The 20,286-nt window shown below is 62.6% G+C and carries 20 protein-coding genes; 9 read left to right on the top strand and 11 right to left on the bottom strand.

What is annotated here, in order from left to right; translation table 11 throughout:
• Positions 1–29: 29 nt before the first annotated feature.
• A complete protein-coding gene (locus tag NTU39_RS09305; RefSeq protein WP_257959717.1) occupies positions 30–1,079 on the top strand; it encodes a LacI family DNA-binding transcriptional regulator in 1,050 nt (349 codons plus the stop codon).
• A 9-nt stretch (positions 1,080–1,088) separates the two neighbouring features.
• On the opposite strand, the gene NTU39_RS09300 is transcribed toward NTU39_RS09305, so the two are convergent.
• From NTU39_RS09300 to NTU39_RS09290, 3 genes are read right to left on the bottom strand one after another with little or no spacing between them, the layout of a single operon-like run.
• Entirely contained in the window at positions 1,089–1,940 is an 852-nt protein-coding gene (locus NTU39_RS09300) for a carbohydrate ABC transporter permease (protein ID WP_150664695.1), read from the bottom strand.
• Entirely contained in the window at positions 1,937–2,809 is an 873-nt protein-coding gene (locus tag NTU39_RS09295; RefSeq protein WP_257959716.1) for a carbohydrate ABC transporter permease, read from the bottom strand. Before NTU39_RS09295 ends, NTU39_RS09300 begins: the two co-directional genes overlap by 4 nt.
• A 15-nt stretch (positions 2,810–2,824) precedes the next feature.
• Positions 2,825–4,072 carry an ABC transporter substrate-binding protein gene (locus tag NTU39_RS09290; RefSeq protein ID WP_257959715.1) on the bottom strand — a complete coding sequence of 416 codons (1,248 nt, stop codon included), beginning with the start codon at positions 4,070–4,072 and terminating at the stop codon, positions 2,825–2,827.
• 307 nt (positions 4,073–4,379) lie between these two features.
• Between NTU39_RS09290 and NTU39_RS09285 the strand changes: the two genes are divergently transcribed.
• Entirely contained in the window at positions 4,380–5,099 is a 720-nt protein-coding gene (locus tag NTU39_RS09285; RefSeq protein WP_150664692.1) for a hypothetical protein, read from the top strand.
• Positions 5,100–5,174: 75 nt separating this feature from the next.
• Here NTU39_RS09285 and NTU39_RS09280 read toward each other — a convergent pair whose 3' ends face one another.
• From NTU39_RS09280 to NTU39_RS09270, 3 genes are all read right to left on the bottom strand, one after another.
• Positions 5,175–6,740 (bottom strand): complex I subunit 4 family protein, encoded by a 1,566-nt coding sequence (locus tag NTU39_RS09280; protein WP_257959714.1) that lies wholly within the window; start codon positions 6,738–6,740, stop codon positions 5,175–5,177.
• Positions 6,741–7,126: 386 nt separating this feature from the next.
• On the bottom strand, positions 7,127–7,753 hold the full coding sequence (locus NTU39_RS09275) for a flavin reductase family protein (RefSeq protein WP_150664690.1): 627 nt from the start codon (positions 7,751–7,753) through the stop codon (positions 7,127–7,129).
• 96 nt (positions 7,754–7,849) lie between these two features.
• Positions 7,850–8,362, bottom strand: coding sequence for a cupin domain-containing protein (locus NTU39_RS09270; RefSeq protein WP_150664689.1), 513 nt, complete (start codon positions 8,360–8,362; stop codon positions 7,850–7,852).
• A 269-nt stretch (positions 8,363–8,631) separates the two neighbouring features.
• Here NTU39_RS09270 and NTU39_RS09265 point away from each other — a divergent pair, with 269 nt between their 5' ends.
• From NTU39_RS09265 to NTU39_RS09255, 3 genes are all read left to right on the top strand, one after another.
• Entirely contained in the window at positions 8,632–9,285 is a 654-nt protein-coding gene (locus tag NTU39_RS09265; protein ID WP_150664688.1) for a DsbA family oxidoreductase, read from the top strand.
• Between the two features lie 6 nt (positions 9,286–9,291).
• Positions 9,292–10,710, top strand: coding sequence for an MFS transporter (locus tag NTU39_RS09260; RefSeq protein WP_257959713.1), 1,419 nt, complete (start codon positions 9,292–9,294; stop codon positions 10,708–10,710).
• 204 nt (positions 10,711–10,914) lie between these two features.
• The gene (locus tag NTU39_RS09255) at positions 10,915–11,268 is read left to right on the top strand and encodes an IPT/TIG domain-containing protein (RefSeq protein ID WP_150664686.1); all 354 of its coding nucleotides are present in this window, start codon (positions 10,915–10,917) and stop codon (positions 11,266–11,268) included.
• Positions 11,269–11,337: 69 nt separating this feature from the next.
• Here the strand turns inward: NTU39_RS09255 and glmS are convergent, their stop codons facing one another.
• Positions 11,338–13,167 carry a glutamine--fructose-6-phosphate transaminase (isomerizing) gene (gene glmS / locus NTU39_RS09250; protein WP_257959712.1) on the bottom strand — a complete coding sequence of 610 codons (1,830 nt, stop codon included), beginning with the start codon at positions 13,165–13,167 and terminating at the stop codon, positions 11,338–11,340.
• A 160-nt stretch (positions 13,168–13,327) separates the two neighbouring features.
• On the opposite strand from glmS, the gene NTU39_RS09245 reads away from it, so the two are divergent.
• The 4 genes from NTU39_RS09245 to NTU39_RS09230 all read left to right on the top strand — a co-directional run bounded on the left by NTU39_RS09245 (position 13,328) and on the right by NTU39_RS09230 (position 17,160).
• Complete coding sequence (locus NTU39_RS09245; RefSeq protein ID WP_257959711.1) at positions 13,328–13,822, top strand: Lrp/AsnC family transcriptional regulator; 495 nt, start codon at positions 13,328–13,330, stop codon at positions 13,820–13,822.
• 103 nt (positions 13,823–13,925) lie between these two features.
• Positions 13,926–14,684: a DeoR/GlpR family DNA-binding transcription regulator gene (locus NTU39_RS09240; RefSeq protein ID WP_257959710.1), complete on the top strand. Its 759-nt coding sequence runs from the start codon at positions 13,926–13,928 to the stop codon at positions 14,682–14,684.
• Positions 14,685–14,744: 60 nt separating this feature from the next.
• Entirely contained in the window at positions 14,745–15,704 is a 960-nt protein-coding gene (locus NTU39_RS09235) for a glycerophosphodiester phosphodiesterase family protein (RefSeq protein WP_150664682.1), read from the top strand.
• A 220-nt stretch (positions 15,705–15,924) separates the two neighbouring features.
• Positions 15,925–17,160 (top strand): porin, encoded by a 1,236-nt coding sequence (locus tag NTU39_RS09230; protein ID WP_257959709.1) that lies wholly within the window; start codon positions 15,925–15,927, stop codon positions 17,158–17,160.
• Positions 17,161–17,225: 65 nt separating this feature from the next.
• Here NTU39_RS09230 and NTU39_RS09225 read toward each other — a convergent pair whose 3' ends face one another.
• From NTU39_RS09225 to NTU39_RS09210, 4 genes are all read right to left on the bottom strand, one after another.
• The gene (locus NTU39_RS09225) at positions 17,226–18,116 is read right to left on the bottom strand and encodes an AraC family transcriptional regulator (RefSeq protein ID WP_150664680.1); all 891 of its coding nucleotides are present in this window, start codon (positions 18,114–18,116) and stop codon (positions 17,226–17,228) included.
• Between the two features lie 149 nt (positions 18,117–18,265).
• On the bottom strand, positions 18,266–18,565 hold the full coding sequence (locus NTU39_RS09220; RefSeq protein WP_150664679.1) for a DUF4148 domain-containing protein: 300 nt from the start codon (positions 18,563–18,565) through the stop codon (positions 18,266–18,268).
• Positions 18,566–18,829: 264 nt separating this feature from the next.
• Positions 18,830–19,321: an Rrf2 family transcriptional regulator gene (locus NTU39_RS09215; protein WP_150664678.1), complete on the bottom strand. Its 492-nt coding sequence runs from the start codon at positions 19,319–19,321 to the stop codon at positions 18,830–18,832.
• A gap of 214 nt (positions 19,322–19,535) precedes the next feature.
• Positions 19,536–20,270, bottom strand: a complete 735-nt coding sequence (locus NTU39_RS09210) for a transporter (RefSeq protein ID WP_257959708.1) — start codon at positions 20,268–20,270, stop codon at positions 19,536–19,538.
• Positions 20,271–20,286 lie beyond the last annotated feature (16 nt).

Here is a 20,286-nt window from a genome sequence, read left to right as displayed (position 1 = left end):
AAGCTTTGCGTCCCCTTACTCGCCACGCCATGCCGAAGAAACAAACGTCCTGGGTCACCGCCGCCGATGTCGCCCGCCGCGCGGGTGTGTCGCGCTCCGCCGTCTCGCGCGCGTTCTCGCCGACCGCCAGCATCGCCCCGGAGACCCGGGAACGCGTCATGGAAGCCGCACGCTCGCTCGGCTATCAGGTCAACCTGATCGCCCGCGAGATGATCATGCAGCGCAGCAGCATGGTCGGCGTTGTCACCGCTGGCTTCGAAAACCCGTTCCGCGCGAAACTCCTCGCACAAATCATTGCTGCCCTCGGTCGTCACAAACTCACCCCCATCGTGGTGAACGCGGAAGATCCCGTGCAAATTCAGCAGTCGCTCGACATGCTGCTGAGCTACCGGATCGGCGGCATCATCATGACCTCGGCCTCTCCTCCGCTCGGACTCGCCCGCCAGTACCTTGAAGGCGAGATTCCCGTGGTGATGATCAACCGCGCGTCGAACCTGCCCGGCGCAGACGTGGCAGTGAGCGACAACGCCGAAGGCGCCGCACTCGCGGCCCGGCTCCTGAGCGACGCCGGCGCGACGCACCTCGCCTTCGTCGGTCCGACCAAACCCAGTTACAACGGTCGCGCCCGCTGCGCTGGCTTCCTTCGTGCGACGCAACACATCGCCAGGGAAAACCCGACGCTCGCTCACCCGGTCGAAACCCACAGCACACCTGGCGACACCTACGAATGCGGCGTCGCGGCTGCACACGCCCTGCTCTCGCCGCAGAACCGGCCAGGGCAAGCCCCGTGCCCCGACGGCGTGTTCTGCTCGTCCGATCTGCTCGCGCTCGGCTTCATCGATACGGCACGTCTGCACTTCGGCATGCGCGTGCCGGAGGACGTGCGCGTCGTCGGCTTCGACGACATCCCCGCCGCGAACTACGACAGCTACCAGCTCACGACCATCGTTCAGAACACGCATGCGCTGGCGGACACCGCCATCGAACTGCTCATCGACCGCATGAACGCGTTCTCGGGCGCCTCGCGAACGCGCATCGTCCCGGTCACGAGCGTGGTGCGCAGAACTTGCGCGCGATGACCTCGCCCATCACTTGAGTCCGCCGGAAAACCCGTGCAGCAAATAACGCTGCACGTATCCCGCGACGGCCAACGTCGGCAGCGACGCGATCATGCCCACGCTCATCAGATCGCCCCAATCGATGCCGTTCTCCGTGACGTAGCCCGCCACCGCGAGCGGCAACGTGAACTTGCTCGGCGACGAGACGAACAGCAGCGCAAGCAGAAACTCGTTCCACGCGGCAATCAGCACGAAGATCGCCGTCGCAACCAATCCCGGTGCGCACAGCGGCAACATGATGTCTACCAGCCGACGGAATAGCCCTGCGCCATCGATGCAAGCCGCTTCGTCGTAATCGACGGGAATCTCACGGACGAACGACAGCAGCATCCAGATCGATAGCGGCAGCGTGTACACCTGATAGGCGAGCATCAGCCCGACTTCCGAGTCGAGCAGATGCAACGTCTTCGCCAGCGAAAACAGCGGCACCGCGACGGTAATCGGCGGCATCAGCTTGACCGCCAGTACAAGCATCAGAAACACCACGTCGAGCCGCCCCGGAAAGCGCAGGCGCACTAGCGCGTAGGCCGCCGGGAACGCCAGCGTCAGCGACAGCAATGTCGTGCCACAGCTCACCAGCAGAGAATTGAGCACCTGACGCCCGATGCCGCTCTCCCAAACGGTCTGGAAGTGCTGCAAGGTCGGTGTCTGCGGCCACAGCGCCAGCGGATGGTCGAGACGCTCCAGCGTCGGCGTGAACGCCGCACCGAGCATCCAGACACACGGCAACAGCAACATCGCCAGCGCAGCGATGCGCAACGTCCAGAGCAACGCTTTCTGCCCCGACCGACGGAACGTGAGGGACGACGTACCTGCATTCATCGCGCCCCCGGCTTACGAATCGACATCCAGACATTGACCGAGACGAGTACGGACGCGACGAGCAACATCAGCACCGACGCCGCACTCGCGGGGCCCATACTGAAAAAGCGAAATCCGGTGTCGTAGACGTATGTCGACAGTGTCTGCGTTGCGTTGCCGGGGCCACCGCCGGTCAGCGCATAGACCTTGTCGAACAGCTTGAACGTGTCGATCGAGCGCAACAGCATGGCCAGCACGAACTGGGGCACGAGCAGCGGCAACGTGATGTCGCGCAAACATTGCCACTCGCTCGCGCCGTCGGTGCGCGCCGCTTCGAACAACGCCGGATCGATGGACTGAATACCCGCAAGCACGATCAGGAACGCCATGGGCGTCCATTGCCAGACGTCCACAAGGATCAGCGACCAGATCGCCAGTCCCGGATCGGACAACCATTGCACGCCCGGCAGACCGAACTTCGCGAGCAGCGCGTTCAGGAACCCGCTGAAATTCAGCCAGTTGCGCCAGATGGCCGAGCACACCAGCGTAGAGAGCATCATCGGCAGGATCAGCAGCGGCATGACGAAGCGCCGCCCGCGAAACGCGCGGGAGAACAGCAGCGCCAGCGCTGCGCCGAGCACCACCTCGCACACCGACGCCACGATTGTGAAATGCACCGTGTTGAAGAAACTCGCGGCGAAGTTGTCGTCGGCGAGCACCGTCCGATAGTTCTTCAGCCCGGTGAACGCCCGATGCCCCGACGCGTAGTCGACCTGGAAGAACGAATCGAACAGCACTTGCAGCACCGGATATAGCGCCAGCACAGCGATAACGAGAAAGGCAGGCCCCACCAGCCAGATCAGGGGCCACCAGCGACGTGCAGCGCGCATGGAATCGTCGGGACGTTAGTTGGCCGCGGTCGTCAGCACCGGTGCGATCTTCTGCGACACCTGACGCAGCGCAGCTTCCGGCGTGAGTTGCCCCGTAATCACGAGTTGCAGGGCGTCGCCCAGCAAGCTCTCGATCTGCTCCCAGTTCTTCACACGGGGACGCGCACGCCCGGCTTCAAGCGCCTTCAACTGATCCGGATACCAGCGGAATTGCTTCACCAGCGTGGGATCTTCGAACACGCTCTTGCGCGTGGGCGGAATTCCCATGACGGCCAGACGCGTCTGCGTGTCGCGCGACGTCAGATACGCCAGAAATTCCTGTGCGAGCGCCGCATGCTGCGCGTCCTTCGGAATGGCCATCTGCCAGATACCGAGCATCGGCGCCGGTCCCTTGACCTGCCCCGGTGGCGCCTGCAAGGCGACCTCGCCCACCACGCGCGACTGCTTCGGATCGTCCAGCGCGGGCACCCACGCCGGCCACACTTCAATGGCTTGCGCCGCCGCGCCCTTTTGCAAGGCATCGCGCACTTCGGCCGCGCCATAGACCGCAACGTCCTTCGGCGCATGCGCCTTGAGCGCGACGAACATCTTCAATGCCGCGAGCGCCTGTGGCGAATCGATGGCGGCGCGACCGTTTGCATCGATCACGTCGCCGCCATACGCCCACAGAATCGGAAGAAACCCCGTGACCACCGGATTGCCCTTGGTGCCGCGAAACACCACGCCGGACACGGTGGCGTCGGTGCCGGTCGTCTGGGCGATCTTCAGCACGTCGTCCCAGTTGCGCGGTGCTTGCAGCTTGTGCTTCGCGAGCAGATCGCGACGATACGCAAACATCTCGACGTTGCCGACCACCGGCAGCGCGTACAGATTGCCGTTCGGCGCGCGGCCGAGCGCCACGGTCGACGCCACCATGTCGGCGTCGACCAGCGTCGCAGGCAGCGGCTTGAGCCAGCCGTTGGCCATGAATTCGGGCGACCACGTGTCGTCCATCATCACGAGATCGTAGGCGCCCGTGCCCTCGCGCATCGACAGTTTCAGCTTCTGATAGAGGTTCGCGTTCGGCAGCTTCAGCAGCTCGATGTCTGCGGACGGATGCGACTTCTTGAAGCCAGCGACGGCTTCGACGAGGCCCTTGCCGTAAATATCGTCACGCCCGGCGATCACGAGATCGGCCGCGCTCACGCTCGTCGCCACGACGAACAGACCAACGGCGGCGGCAACAGCGGCTGACAAAGCGCGCAGACGGATAGACAGTTTCATGCGATCTCTCACTGGGTTGACGATGGCATCGAGCTTTGTTTGCACACGTGTGCAAATTCATCACTGAAAAATGCCACTTGCATGGCATGACCGTCATTCTGGCGAGGGATCGTTAAAGAATTGTGGCAAGCGAGACGCCCGGCCTCGCTAAAGTTTTCGGCTCAGGTGCCGAAGAAAGATTTCATACCCCGAAAAGTTGAGCATTGACGTCGTGCGAACAACGATTGGCGATGGAATAGCCGACTTCGGGATACACGGGGAAGGCAGCGGTATGCCTTGCAAGTCAGATGTCGAGGAGAAAAATTATATGTTGGTGAAAGTAGTGCTGGGCACACTTGCCGGTGTGGTGATGATGCACGCGGCGCATGCCGAAGACGCAGGGGACTGGATCACGGCAGCGGAAACGTCGAAGTCTGTCTGGCAGGGAAAGCGCGGCAGCGGCACGATAACCAATGTCGATGGCAAGAAGAACAACGGCTACAAGTACCTCTATCAAAAGAAGAATAAGACCAACAACACTTACGACTACGGTCAGGCCCTGGTGTTGCTCGAATCGTGCCGCAAAGGTTATGGATTCGTGTACTACAACGGCATGGAAGGTCAGTACGTGAGCAAGGATCAGTTCGTGCGCTTCGGCCCGACGGTCGCTGACAATATCGGCACGTTGGCCTGCCTGAGCTGGGACAACGAGACAGGTCAGATCTCGCTGGCCGAGAAGAAAGACGCGTGGGAGTTCATCGCCTCAGTCAAGGATTCGGGTAACAAGGTTTATCTGAAGAACGATACGGCGCGTAAGCGCGCCTATAAGGGCAAGCCGTCCGTGTCGATTCTGTCGCGCTTCGACAATCTGCGCGAAAACACCTTCGATTACAACGAAGTCATCATTGCGTCGGCGGATTGCGAACGCGGTTACGGCACGCTGTACGAACTGAATTTCGACGGTGGCGTTTCCGACAAGTGGGACATCGCGCTGAACGGCAAATCGGTCGCATCGGCGGTCGGCGATGCGGTTTGTAGCAAACGATGATTCATCGATTCATTCGCTAGCAGGCAAATGAAAATGGGCGCATCACAGCGCCCATTTTCATTACGTCACGACGGATCAGGCATCCGGACGCGCGCCCTTCACCGCCGCCGCCGCGTGTCCGGCAGCGTCGCCGTGATGACGCCCTGCCATCTCGCTGCTGCCCGGATCGCCAGCGGGCAGACGGTGATTTTCGATGTCCTGCACGACCTGAATCGCCGTAGCGTCGATGCCATCGGTCAGCGGCTTCGGATCGAGGCCGATGCCCAGCACCATCACGGCCATCGCACCAAGCAGCGCGAACTCGCGGCGGCTGACGTCCTTGAGCGACGCCACACGGGCGTTGCCCACACGACCGAAGATCACGCGCTTGTACATCCACAGCGTGTAAGCCGCGCTCAGCACCAGCGTGAGCGACGCAAGCGCGCCGATCCAGAAGTTCGCCTTGATCGCGCCCATCAGCACGAGAAACTCGCCGACGAAGCCCGACGTGCCCGGCATACCGACGTTCGCCATCGAGAACAGCATTGCGAAGGTCCCAAAACGCGGCATCGTTGCGGCCACACCGCCATAGGCATCGATGGACGAGCTACCGGTGCGGTCATACAACATGCCCGTGCACAACAGCATGGCGCCCGACACGATGCCGTAAGAAATCATCTGCATCACGGCGCCGTCGGTCCCCATCTCGGAGAAGAGGAACAGGCCCAGCGTCACCAACCCCATGTGCGCCACCGCCGAGTACGCCAGCAGCTTGCGCAAATCGGTCTGCACCAGCGCCACCAGACTCGCGTAGATCACCGCGACCAGCGAGAGCACCACCATCAACGGCGCGAGGAAATGGCTGGCGTCCGGCAACAGCGGCAGGTTAAAGCGCAGCAGCCCGTAACCGCCCAGCTTCAGCATGCCGAGCATGACGGCCGCACCGGTCGGTCCGTCGAGGTGCACCTCGGGCAGCCACGTGTGGACCGGCCACATCGGCACCTTGACCGAGAACGCCCCGAGAAAGCCGATAAACAACATCACCTGTATCACGAGCGGCAGGTGCAGCGCCTGCCAGCGTGCGATGTCGAAGCTCTGCGTCTGCATGTACAGATAGAGCATCGAGACCAGCATCATTAGCGAACCGGTCAGCGAAAAGAAGAAGAACTTCACCGCTGCGCGCGTGCTGTTAGCCCGGCCGTAGACACCGATCAGCAGGTACAGCGGCAGCAACGTGGCTTCGAAGAATACGAAGAACAGCATGCCGTCCTGCGCCGAGAACACGCCCTGCATCAGGCCGGAGAGCACGAGGAAGCTGCCGAAGTACGAACTCATGCGCGTGGTCACGGCGCGCCACGACGCGAGCACAACGATGATCGTCGTCACACCGGTCAGCGCCACGAGCCACAGCGAGATGCCGTCGATGCCCACATGCCACGACGCGTCGAACGAGTCGATCCATCGGAAGCGCTCGACGAATTGCAAACTGGACACACTGGTCCGGAATCCGCGCACGAGCGGCACGAGCGGCGCCGCCGAGATTACGGCGGCGGCGAGCGACGCCCAGCGAACGGTATTGGGGAATCGATCCTGGCCGAGCAGCATGACGAGCGCGCCAGCCACGATGGGAAGCCAGATCAGAAGGGACAGGATGGGAAACATTGGGGGTCCTGGTGTGCCGCAACAAAAAACGAGCGCAAATGCGCTACGTTGACGGCGCCAGGGACGAACCTACCCTGCGCGCATCGCGAGAGCGAAACGCGCAAATCAAGGCTGTTCAATGCCTACGGGAGGGGACGCCGGGCGCAGGGGCGTCAACGAAGGTGGCAAGCATACGCGTCCGAAATACATTTTGCATCGCAGCAAATTTTACAAATGATTGCGAGCATCATGTCCGACCGGCCGGTCGGCGATTGTCGCGTCGACGAAAGCGCCGCGCGACAATGGGCCGCAGTCCGAACGCGCACACGCATGACAAAGTCAATCGATGCGTGCGCCGATTTCGTCAATAACGCATTGTGGAATTTGAGGACAGTGCGGCGCGTTGCTCAGGCCTTCGGACGACGCAGATCGAACATCGGACCGATCTCGGCATAGTCGCCGAGATAACCCGCGCGCATGACCGGATGCGCTTTGGCCGTATCGAAGAGACCGTCTTCGCGCAGGAACTCGCGACGGATGTGCACGCCGACCACCTGCCCCAGCGCAAGCCAGTTGTTCATCGGTTTGCCGTCGAGATCGTGCATGCGCACGATTTGCAGCAGCTTGCATTCGAGCGACGCGGGCGACTCGGCCACGTGCGGCACGTCCACATTGACGCCAGGCGCTTTGGTCAAGCCAGCCAGTTCGAACTCGTCGACCTCATGCGGCACGGGGGCAGACGTCCGGTTCATTTGCTCGACGAGCGACTTGCTCGTCAGGTTCCAAACGAACTCACGCGTGGCTTCGATGTTCGCGATCGAGTCCTTGTAACCCTCGCTGCAAAAACCGATGATGGCCGGGAACGACGCGAAGGCGCCGAAGAAGCTATACGGCGCGAGGTTGACGCGACCTTGCGCGTCACGGCTCGAAATCCAGCCGATCACGCGCGGCGCGACAATCGCCTTGAACGGGTCGTGAGACAGGCCGTGGCCTTTGGCCGGGTCATAGAAGTGAACGTCATCGGGATGGGACATAGCGTCAGTCATCAGCTGTGTTGCGGGATTGCGTCGATGCTATCGCACTCTGCGAGGTTGCGTCCGTCGACCGCTTCAACGCGTTCAAGCCCGTGATCACGCAGACGCGCCGCGCCCCAGTCGCGCGATCAGCTCACCATGCGACGGCCACTGCGCGGCGAGCGCCGCCGGGTCGGCCATCTCGAAGTCTTCGAAGGCGAAGCCCGGCGCGACGGTGCATCCGACCAGCGCAAAACTTGTCGACGGTGCGGGCTGCGCGGCGAACCAGTGACCTGCGGGCACCACATGCTGCAACTGCTCGCCGTTCCCGACATCGTGTCCGAGATATGTTGTGGTGAGGTGGCCGGACGGATCGATCTCGTGAATCCAGAGCGTGCCGCCGAGATGAAAGTGCCAGACTTCGTCGCTACGAATGCGATGAAACGCGGAAAAGTCGTTTGCTTCGAGCAAATAGAGAATCGCAGTGGAAATGCTGCGTGGCCCGGAAAAAACACCGGACAGCGCGTCGGCGGCGACCGTTCCGGCGGCGCGGTACGTCTCGCGGTAATGCCCGCCCTCAGGGTGTGGCATCAGCCCCAGCGAGGCGACGAGATCGGCAACAGACAGCATATCGGACTCCTTGTAGGTCAGTCTGGGGGGAAGACAACGGAGGCATCCGCGAAGCGATTCATCAGACGAAACATTGATTCCGGTCATCAAAACATCCATCGGCATCGCGCAGCTCCGTCACCTTAGCCCAAAATGCGCAGGGGCAAAGGGTTCCGGACATGACGGCGTGGGAATCGGCGAGATTTATCGATTTGTGCGACGATTGCCATGTTGCGTCGCGCAAGGCGACGCGTTTTTCATTGCACGCGCCGCTTTGGCGCCGTCAGATCATGCCTGCCACTCTCAAGATTGACTTTGTCTCCGATGTCGCCTGCCCGTGGTGCGCCATCGGTCTCGCCTCATTGAAGACCGCGCTCGCCCGTCTGGGCAACGAGGTCGAAGCCGACCTGCACTTCAGCCCGTTCGAGTTGAACCCCGACATGCCGGTCGAGGGCGTGCCGCTTGCCGACTACATGTCGCGCAAGTACGGTCTCTCGCCGGAGCAGATGGCGCAGAACCGGGCGAACATCAGTGCCCGTGCTGCCGCCGAAGGTTTCCCGATGCGCATGGAGTTGCGCACGCACGCTTACAACACGTTCGACGCGCATCGACTGCTGCACTGGGCGCAGACCGTGGGTAACGACAAACAGCTCGCCCTCAAGGAAGCCCTGTTCCGCGCGTACTTTGTCGACGGCAAGCGCACGAGCGATCCCGAAGTGCTCGTCGACGCCGCGCAACAGGCCGGTCTCGACACCACTCGCGCGCGCGAGATTCTGTCGACGCACGAGTATGCCGATCAGGTGCGTGCGCTGGAGCGCCACTATCAGAATCTCGGCATCAGCTCGGTACCGGCGATCATCTTCAACAACCGACATCTCGTGAGCGGCGGACAGCCGCCGGAAGTCTTCGAGCAAGCCATCCGTCAGATTCTGGCCGAGGGCTGATCCGTCATGTCGTCGCTGCCTCCGACCGCCGACACATCGGCGGCAAGCGCGCCGCCCGCCCCTGCCGCGGCGCAATTGCACGAGCCCCCTGCCACCGGACGCGGGCTCGCCATGACGGCGATTTTGCTCGCCGTCTCGCTCGCCAGTCTCGATACCGCCATCGCCAACACGGCCTTGCCGCAGATGGCGCTCGATCTGAATACGACGCCGTCCGCCTCTGTCTGGATCGTCAACGCCTACCAGTTAGCGATGGTCGCAACGCTGCTGCCCTTCGCATCGCTGGGTGAGCGCGTTGGCCACAAGCGTGTGTTCATGTGGGGCGTGGCGGTGTTTCTCGCCGCGTCGCTGCTGTGCGCGCTCTCGCCGTCGCTCGGCTTCCTTGCGGGGGCGCGTGTGCTGCAAGGCGTGGGCGCCGCAGCGGTCATGAGCGTGAACATTGCGCTGATCCGCTTCCTGTATCCGGCGGCGCAGTTGGGACGTGGTGTCGGGCTGAACGCCCTGATCGTCGGCATCTCGTTCGCCATCGGGCCGACGGTCGCGTCGCTCGTGCTGGCGTTCGCGAGCTGGCCGTGGCTGTTCCTGATCAACGTGCCGACGGCATTGCTGGCGCTGGCATTCTCGCGTCGCAACCTGCCCGACACGCCGCGCAGCGAGCACAAGCCGGACATGATTGCGGCGTTGCTCAACGTGCTGACGTTCTCGCTGCTGATCTTTGCGCTTAGCCAAAGTGCGCAGCAGGCCGACTGGCATCTGACGCTGGCCTGCTTCATCGGCGCGCTCGTCTTCGGCTGGGCGTTGATCCGACGCGAGCGCGGCCATCGTGCGCCGATGCTGCCGGTCGATCTGATGCGTCTGCCCGCGTTCGCGTTGTCGACGCTCACAGCCATCTGCGCCTTCGCGACGCAAGGGTTGGGACTGGTCTCGCTGCCCTTCTACTTCGAGAACGTGCTGCATCGCAGCCCTATCGAAACGGGTTTCCTGATGACGCCGTGGCCGTTCTTCGTGGCCGCGATTGCGCCGGTGGCCGGACGTCTGTCGGACAAATATCCCCCGGGCGCACTGGGTGCGATCGGGCTGGCCATGCTGAGTGCGGGCATGGCGTTGCTGGCGATCATGCCCGAGCATGCGCAGTTATGGGATATCGGCTGGCGTATGGGATTGTGCGGGCTGGGCTTCGGTTTCTTCCAGTCGCCGAACCTGAAGGCATTCATGCACAGCGCACCGCCTGAGCGCAGCGGCGGCGCGAGCGGTATGGTCGGGACGTCACGTCTGCTGGGTCAGGCAACGGGTGCCGCACTCGTAGCACTGGCGCTGGGCCTGTTCGGCACGCACGGTTCGACTTGGGCACTGGCATGGGGTGCGGCGTTTTCGGCGGCCGGGTGTCTGGCGAGTGGATTACGGTTGGTGGGGAAACGCGCTCACTGACCACGTTTGACCGAGCCATCATACAAAGCCCCGCCAAGCGCGGGGCTTTGTCGTTTCTGAGCGCCACTGTCAGGGTTGACAGGTGCGCAATTGGCCAGCGTCACCTAGATTGAAAGCGCCGCCAGCTTGTCGTCAGGCGGCAGGTCCGAAACGCTTACCGTCGTTTGGCGAGCGTCATTTGCACATCCCTGATCGAGAGATATTATGGCGACCATCACCAACCTCTCCAACACCCAGGTTGACCGCGCGGGCGGCACCCAGTTCGCCATCACTGGAACGGGATTTTCGAAAGCGGTACAGGTGTACTTCGTCGATTCCGCATCCAGGAAGATCCCTGCGAGCAGCTTCACCATCGTCAGCGACTCTCAGATTACAGGCGTGTTTCCGACATTCCCCACTTCGGGGAAGGCAATCGTCAATGTGACCGTCGGGGAGGATGCGACACCGGCCAAGGCAAGCGCGCCAACGAGCGTCCTCAGTCTGGCCGCTTCCGCAGGCACGCGTGAATTCGTGAATGAGCTTTTTGTCATCGATAGGAGTTCCAGCGCTCTGGCATAGCCGCACGTGGGTTCGCAATTGGGGGCTCGGCAACTGCTTGGTGAGGACCCGGCGCTACGCCCCACATGACTACTCCACCGTCACCGACTTTGCCAAATTTCGAGGCTTATCCACGTCTGTGCCACGCGCAACGGCGGCGTGATACGCGAGCAACTGCATCGGGATGGTGTGAAGAATCGGGGACAGCAGACCGTAATGTTCGGTCAGCCGAATCACTTCAATATCCGGCCCCGGTGATAACCCGCAATCGCTGTCGGCGAAGACGTACAGCTTGCCGTTGCGCGCGCTCACTTCGTGCATGTTCGATTTCAGCTTCTCCAGCAGACGGTCGTTCGGTGCAACCGCCACCACCGGCATCTCATCGCTCACCAGCGCCAGCGGCCCGTGCTTGAGCTCCCCCGCCGGATACGCTTCTGCGTGTATGTACGAGATCTCTTTCATCTTCAGCGCGCCTTCCATCGCCACCGGAAAGTGCAGGCCGCGCCCAAGAAAGAGAATGTCCTGACGCCGTGTCAGTTGCTCCGCCCACGCAATGATCTGCGGCTCCAGCGCGAGCACCTTGGCAATCGCATCCGGCAAGTGACGCAACGCTTTCAGATGCTGCTGCTCGTCCTCGTCCGACAATCGGTTGCGGCTCTGCGCCAGCGTCAGCGCCAGAATGAACAGCGACACCAGTTGCGTCGTGAATGCCTTGGTCGACGCCACACCGATCTCCACCCCTGCCCGTGTGAAAAACGTCAGCGCACACTCGCGCGCCAGTGCACTCGTCGCCACGTTGCAGATCGCCAGCGTGTGCAACATCCCGCGTTGCTTGGCGACGTGGACCGCGCCGAGCACGTCCGCCGTCTCCCCGCTCTGCGAGACCGCGACGACCAGCGTCTTCGGATTCGCCACGCTGTCGCGGTAGCGATACTCGCTCGCGATCTCCACACTCACCGGCACCTGCGCGAGACTCTCGATCCAGTACTTCGCCGTGAGCGCTGCGTGATAGCTGCCGCCGCAAGCGAGCAACAACACAGAGTCCACCGCATTGAACACGCGCCACGCGTTATCGCCGAACAACTCCGGCATGATCGACGTGACGTCCAGCAGCGTGTCGGCGACGGCTCGCGGCTGCTCGAAGATTTCCTTCTGCATGTAATAGCGATACGGTCCGAGATCCGCCGCACCGCTGTGCGCTGCCACCCGGTTCACCGCACGCTCCACGCGCTGTCCCTGAGCGTCCACGACCCAATAGCGATGCAGTTGCACGTCCGCAACGTCGCCGTTCTCCAGATAGACGATGCGGTCGGTGACGTTGGCGAGCGCAATCGCGTCGGACGCGATGAAGTTCTCGCCGTCACCCACACCGAGAATCAAGGGCATGCCATCGCGCGCGCCGACGAGACGATGCGGCTCGTCGCGACAGATCACCGCAATCGCGTAGCTGCCGCGCAGTCGCGCCGCTGCCGACTTCACCGCCTCGAACAAGTCGCCGTCGTACAGATGGTCGATCAGATGCGCGATGACTTCGCTGTCCGTCTGGCTCGCGAAAACATAGCCTTGCGCCTCAAGCGCCGAGTGCAGTTCCTCGTGGTTCTCGATGATGCCGTTGTGCGAAAGCGCGATACGCGGAGTCTCGGCATTCGGCGAGAAGTGCGGATGTGCGTTGTCCGTGACCGGCTTGCCGTGCGTTGCCCAACGCGTGTGGGCAATACCGGTGTAACCCGTCAAGCCAAGACGTCCGACCTCCTCTTGAAGATTCGCCACGCGCTCGACACTGCGCGCACGCACCAGCTCACGCTCGCGATACAGCGCGACGCCGCACGAGTCGTACCCGCGATACTCCAAACGCTTCAGACCGTCGACCAGATTGGGAACGATGTCCCGCTGCGCGACCGCGCCGATGATTCCACACATAACGCTTCTCCGAAATGAGTCGTTGCCAGCCAGTGAAGCGATGGTAGAGTTGACGCATTGAAATTAATCATCAATTTTCTTATATTCATGAAATTTAAATTCACACAGCCATCATTGTGAAATAAAATTTCACACTATCGGATGCCTGCCCGGAAACCCCATGCCAAGCCTCACCCTCGACGATCTGGACTTACGAATCCTCGGCGCGCTGCAACTGGACGCATCGATCTCGAACCTCGAACTGTCGCGACGGGTGCACGCCTCAGCCCCGACCTGCTTGCGACGTGTGCGCGCGCTACGGGAGGCGGGTGTGATCGCCCGCCAGATCGCCATCGTCGACGCCGCGAAGCTCGGCCCGACACTGACAGCCGTCGTAGAAGTGAGCCTCGACCGGCAGACCGCCGAGGATTACGACACCTTCGAGACCTACATCTGCGACGAACCGTCCGTCACGCAGTGCTATCGCGTCTCGCCGGGGCCTGACTTCGTCGTCATCGCCGAAGTCCCCGACATGGCCGCCTATGACGAACTTGCGCGGCGGCTCTTCAAAAGCTCGGCCAACATTCGCAACGTGCGCACCTTCTTTTCCACGCGTCGCGCGAAGTTCGAAGCAAATGCCCCTGTCACGCCAATTCATCCGAACACTTCTCGCTAAATGAAAATGTTCATTTGAACATTCGACATCGTCATTTGAATGTCACTCTCGGCTGTCAAAGTGGCGCCCATTCCAGAACGAATGTGCACATCACGACCGTCCGATGGACCTTTCAGACCGCCAGACCCGCATCGTCGCCCTCTTCCGCCAGCACGGCGAAATGAGTGTCGACGCCCTCGCCGAGCACTTCAGCGTTGCCACGCAGACGATTCGTCGCGACGTCAATGCACTGTGCGACGCGAATGTACTGCGCCGTTATCACGGCGGTGCGCGTCTGATGACGCCGGGCGCCAACCAGCCCTATGAAGTGCGGCGGGTCCGTAACCTCGAAGGCAAACTGCGCATCGGTCACGCCGCGGCTGAACGCATTCCGGACGGTGCAACCGTTCTGCTCGGCATCGGCACCACGCCGGAGCAGGTGGCCGTGGCGCTCGTGCATCGCAAACGTCTGTGCGTCATCACGAACAATCTGCGTGCAGCACTGGTGCTCGCGAGCAACCCGGAACATCGCGTCATCGTCCCCGGCGGCGAACTGCGCTCGCCCAACCCCGAGATTCTGGGCGACGAAGCCGACCGACTGTTTCGCGCCTACCGTGCCGACGTGGGCGTGTACAGCGTGGGCGGCATCGACGACGACGGCACGCTCCTCGATTACGACCGCGTTGAAGCGGCCTCACGCGAAGCGCTGCGCGACGCCAGCCGCTACCGCATTCTTGTTGCGGACGCCTACAAGTTCACCCGCAAGCCCAGCGTGCGCGGCGGGCAACTCGACGAGCAAGATCTCGTCATTACCGACGCCCCACTGCCTGCCTTGCTGAACAATCGCATTCGCGGGGACTCGCCCGAAATTCTCGTTGTTTGATCAGACCGCTTCGAACGCTCCGACACTCATCGCTCACGCCCACGACAGAGACCGCACATCATGTCATCCGCTTCGTTTCGCGCTTCCACCGTCCGCCTCGCTGCCATTAGCGTGGCCGCCTTCGCCTGCGTTTTCGGTACGCTTGCGTCGTCTGCGGCCAGCGCCGCCCCGTTGATCGTTGCGCATCGCGGCGGCACGGGCGACACCCCCGAAAACACCGTGCAAGCCTTCACCAACGCGCTGCAAAACGGCGCCCAGGCGCTTTGGATGACGGTGCAGGTCACGCGTGACGGTGTGCCCGTGATGTACCGTCCGGCCGATGTCTCGGCACTGACCGACGGTCGTGGCAAGCTCGCCGATCTCGACTATGCCGACGTGAAGAAGCTGAACGCCGGTTACGCCTTCTCCCGCAAGGACGCCAACGGCCAGACCGTCCACCCCTTCCGCGACCACCCGTTGCCGATCCCCACGCTGCGCGAAGCGCTGGCCGCCGTGCCCGCCAACGTGCCCGTGCTGCTCGACATGAAGCAAACGCCTGCCGCGCCGCTGGTCGAGGCCGTCATCAAGGTGCTCGACGACACGAACGCCTGGTCGCGCGTGCGCCTCTACTCGACGGAAGCAGAGGCGACGGACCGCATGCGCGCCCGTCGTCCGCAAGCACAACTCTTCGAATCGCGCGACGCCACACGCAACCGTCTGGTGGCCGCCGCCCTCGCGGGCCAGTGCGCCGCGCCGCCCGCCCCGGGCACGTGGGCGGGCATCGAATTCCATCGCCAGGTAGAGGTGGTGGAGCGCTTCACGCTCGGCGAAGGCGTGTCGAAGATCGTCGCGAACTGGTGGACACCGGCCGCCGTGCAGTGCTTCAAGTCGCGCGGCGACGTGCACCTCGTCGCCTTCGGCGTCGAAACGCCGCAGGACTTCGAAGCCGCGTCGCAACTGGGCTTCGACGCCGTGATGACGGACTCTCCCGCGCGTTTGCGCGCCGCGCTGGCGAATCAGGGGAAAGACGCCGCGAAGTAATACGCGCACTAACGACAGAGCAACGTAACCACGTAGCGCCCGGGACGCGCGTCGATAACAGACGCACCCCCCGACTTCCCGCCGATCCTTCGTCTCAGACATTCGGGAAGTCGAGTTTCATATTTTTAGGATTCCTAATTTCTCATGTGACGCGAAATCCCGGGAAACGACACCGGGACGCGCATCACCCTTTAGCCTCACCTCGCTCAGGAAACACGCCATGAAGGTTTTCGTCCACTCGCCTCTCGCCCGTGCCGTTGCACTGGTCATCGGCTGCGGCGCCGCTACGCTCGCGCACGCCCAGTCCAACATCACGCTTTACGGCATTGTCGACGGCGGCGTCGGCTACGCCAGCAACGTCGCCAGTGTGACCCGCGCAGGTGCGGCGGGCCGCCCGGCCACCATGACCGGCGCGTCGAACTACGCGTTCCAGAGCGGAACGTGGCAAGGCAGCCGCTGGGGCATGCAGGGCACGGAAGATCTCGGCGGTGGCCTAAAGGCGTTGTTCCGCCTCGAGAACGGCTTCAACCTCGGCAACGGCACGGCCAGTCAGGGGGGCGCAGAGTTCGGCCGTCATGCGTATGTCGGCTTGCAGGACAAAGCGTACGGCACCGTGACGCTCGGCCGTCAGTACGACCCGCTGATCGATCTCGTCGGCTCCGTCGGTGGCACCGCGCTGCTCTCGGGCGTTGCCGCACACCCGGGCGACGTCGACAATCTCGACCACAGCTCGCGCGTGAACAACAGCGTCAAGTATCGCTCGCCGACGTGGGGCGGCTTCACGTTCGGGGCAATGTACGGCTTCGGCGGGCAGCCGGGCACGATGGGACGTCAGAACACCTGGGGCCTCGCCGGACAGTACGCGAACGGCCCGCTCACGTGGGGCGTCGGCTTCTCGCACGCCAACAACGACAAGGCGAGCGCCACGGACACGACCATCGGTAGCTGGGCGGGTTCATCCGAGTCGGCATTCGCCTCGTCGATCAACGCCGGTTACGCCAGCGCCAAGGCACGCGACGTGATCGCCACATCGATGACCTACCAGATCGGCGACGCGACGCTGGGCGCGAATTACAGCCACACCGAATACTCGGCGGGCACGTTCTCGCGCTTCACGCGCACGGCGAAGTTCGACACGGTCGGCGTGCTGGGGATGTATCGCTTCACGAACGCCTTCCGTCTGGGTGGCGGCTATAGCTTCACGAAGGTGAACGCCCCGGCGGCAAACGTTTCAGGTGCGAAGTACCACCAATTCAACCTGGCGGCGTTTTACAACCTGTCGAAACGTACGGAGTTGTATGCGCTGGCGGGCTACCAGAAGGCCTCGGGCAGCACGCTCGACGCCTTCGGTAACGTGATCGACGCGACGGCTTCGGTCGGTGACGCCGCGAACGGCATGTCGTCCGCCACCAACTCGCAGACGGTGGTGCGATTGGGCGTCAGCCACGTGTTCTAAAACAGGGGCGCAATACGAACAACGGCCCTCACGGGCCGTTGCTGCGCATGCCGTATGGCATCGGACTACGCTGCCTGCGCAGGCAGCGCCGGGACAATCTCTACGCGCGGACGCGGCAACGTCGTGACCGCGTGCATCTGCGCCCGCAGCCAGTCGCGCGGACTGCTGCCGGTCTTGCGACGGAAAGCGCGCGCGAGCGCCGACGCGCTGTCGTACCCGACCTCCTCCGCCACGCGAGCGATCGGCTGACCGTCGCGCAGACGCTTTTGTGCCAGACCGATGCGCCAGTCCAGCAGATAGTCCGCAGGCGACTGGCCAACCACTTCGCGAAACTGCGCGGCGAAATTCGCGCGCGACATGTTGGCAGTGCTCGCGAGCGACTCGACCGTCCACGCTTCGCCGGGTTGATTGTGGATGACGTTCAGTGCGCGCGCGAGACGCGGATCACCCAGCCCGGCCAGCATGCCGAAGCTCACCAGACGATGCTCAAGCACGTGGCGCAGCAACTGAATCACGAGCAACTCGAACAGGCGGTCCATGACGGCCAGACGTCCGCAGCTCTGCCCGAACGCTTCCGCGAACAGCCAGTTCAGTGTGAGTTCGAGCGTGGAGAGCGATTTCGTCGGCAGAACGAGAAACTCGGGCAATGCGGCGACCAGCGGATTGTTGTGGCCGCCGTCGAACGATAACGACCCGCACACCAGTTCTGTGCGGTCCGCTTCGCCCGAGAGCAATTGATGATGATTACGGCGCGGGAAGAAAATCAGCGACGGTTCGGCGATCTGTTGCCGCACACCATCTTCCGTCACCAGTGCAACTTCGCCCGAGCGCAGCAAGTGCAGGTGACCGCCATCGTGGGCGTCGACACCATAGCTGGCGATACCGCACATGCCGCCGCTATGAAACACACCGGCGCGAACGCCGAAATTCGAAATCAGGGTGGAGAGCCGGTCCATGGCGCACTCGTCGAAAAAACCCGGTGCGCCGATTATGGAGGATTTACGCAACCCTTGCTTGGACCGCCCTTCGCCCCGCTTCTTACCACTCTCCTTGCCCTTGCCATGCCTGGGCAGAAGCTCAACTAACGCATTCACCCGACACGCGCTCAGGCGCGGTTATCGGCGGCAGCAGCCACCGGCGTGGCCGTCCCGATTTCCGAACGCACTTCAGCGCGCGAGCGGCCAACCGATGCACCTTGTTGCAGCAGCGACGGATACGTTTGCAGCGATTGATCCAACTGGCCCGATGCACGGGCTACACGCAATTCTTCAAGCACTTGCGCGCGGCTCACACCTTGCGACGCGACGGATTGACCAGCGTCGGCCGTTTGCGTCTCGGCGAAAGCCGAAGCGGAAGCCAGCGATGCAGTGGCGATAAGAGCGGCGGCGAAAATACGAGCGTTCATGATCAAACTCCTTTCGTTCGGCAGCGTGTGCCGTGTGTCGTTTTCCCTTGTGCGTCCATCCGTTTCACCGGAAGAACGCTAGCGGGCATGACTAGAGATTACGAAAGGACAGCGCGGCTTGCACGGCAGGACGTCTGCAAGATGCGACCATTCGTCCAGTTCTGACGAACGTGATTGGCGCGCGCTATGACGTCGATAGCGAACGCTGATCGGATGGCCGAAAAAGGGGAGATTGCGGCGGTTTTTCGAGCGCCCGACGCCCGCTTACGCCCCGGCGGTGCGCCGCTTCACTTTGATGTCGGCGACCGGGATCACGGCAGCCGCCGCATCCCCAAGAAGACGACGCAACACATTGGGCTGGTTGACGAGATCGGCCAGCGTGTAGCGGTCGAGCACCGCGAAATACGAGCGCAGCGCCTCGCCCAGCACGCCGCGCAGATGGCACGCCGACGTGATGACGCAAGCGTTGTCTCCCTGATGGAAGCACTCCACCATCGCGAAATCGGGTTCCATCGCACGCACGACTTCCCCTAGTCCGATGCGCTCCGGCGCGCGACCCAGACGAATCCCGCCCGAGCGTCCGCGCACGGTATGCAGAAAGCCCAGCTGGCCGAGCTTCTGCACGATCTTCACAAGGTGATTCTTGGGAATGTCGAAGGCGTCCGCCACGGACTGCACATGCACAAGCTCGTCGGGATGAACCGCGACGTAGATCAGGGTGCGCAGACTGTAATCGGTATGGTCGGTAAGTCGCATCGACGGCGGACGTAGGCGAAAAGCGGATTGGAAGCGGGAACGAATCAGGCGGCGCACGGCGCGCCGCCTCTGATGATTTTGCGAGTCAGTTTAACATGGCCCCGGCATGCATCTTATGTCCCGTGCATGCCGTACGCCCCGATTTTTTGCAGAACGCTCGAGCGCGTACGGCGCGAGAATTTTCTTTTCGCGATAAGGACTTACCATCAAACGCTTACCAGCGCATCGTCAGCCCGCCCATCCACGAATAGTCGTAGGTTTGCGGGTTCAGACCGCGCCGATAGCCGACGTCGAGATCCATCCACGATGTCGGGCTGTAGATGGCCCCGAGAATCATGAAAGCCGGGTTCGTCTTCTGCGCAAAATCGGGGTTTTGCGACGTGCCCACGTCCAGAATCAGTTGCGTCGACGGCAACACGCGATACAACACCGCTGCCGACGCCTTCCACACCCCCTGCCGCTGCCCCTGACGGTTCGCCTGATAGGCGCCGCCGACGTTGGCCAGGAAGGTCCAGTCGTCGATCTGATACTGCGCGAGCAGCGTCGCTCCGGCATTGACCCGGCCCGTGCCCAGCCCGCGCTGATCGTTGCCGGACGGAAAGGTCAGGTACGGCTTGAGGCCGATGCTGAACGCGCCGTCGTCGTACATGCGCCACTTGGCGCCCGTCTCCACGTCGCCAACGCCGCTGCCTGCGCTCTCGGAGCGGTTCTGGATATTCGTGTAAGGCACATTGACGTACAGATCGAGCGCTTCGCCGAAACCGCGCGTAAGCGTGCTGTTCCAGAGCGTCTGACGGCCGATGTCCTCCTGCTTCGACGTGACTTCGCCGTTCGTCTCGAACTGCCAGTTGCCGTCACCCTGCGTGCCCGTGTCGTCGGAGGTCAACGGGTGTGCTGCGAACGCGCTGAGCGGGCAGAACAGCGCGAGATACATCAGTTGCTTCTTCATGAGTCGTTCTCTTTTT

The organism is Pandoraea commovens (assembly GCF_024704525.1).
GTDB classification, from domain to species: domain Bacteria; phylum Pseudomonadota; class Gammaproteobacteria; order Burkholderiales; family Burkholderiaceae; genus Pandoraea; species Pandoraea commovens.
This window is presented reverse-complemented; position numbering and strand designations above follow the sequence as displayed.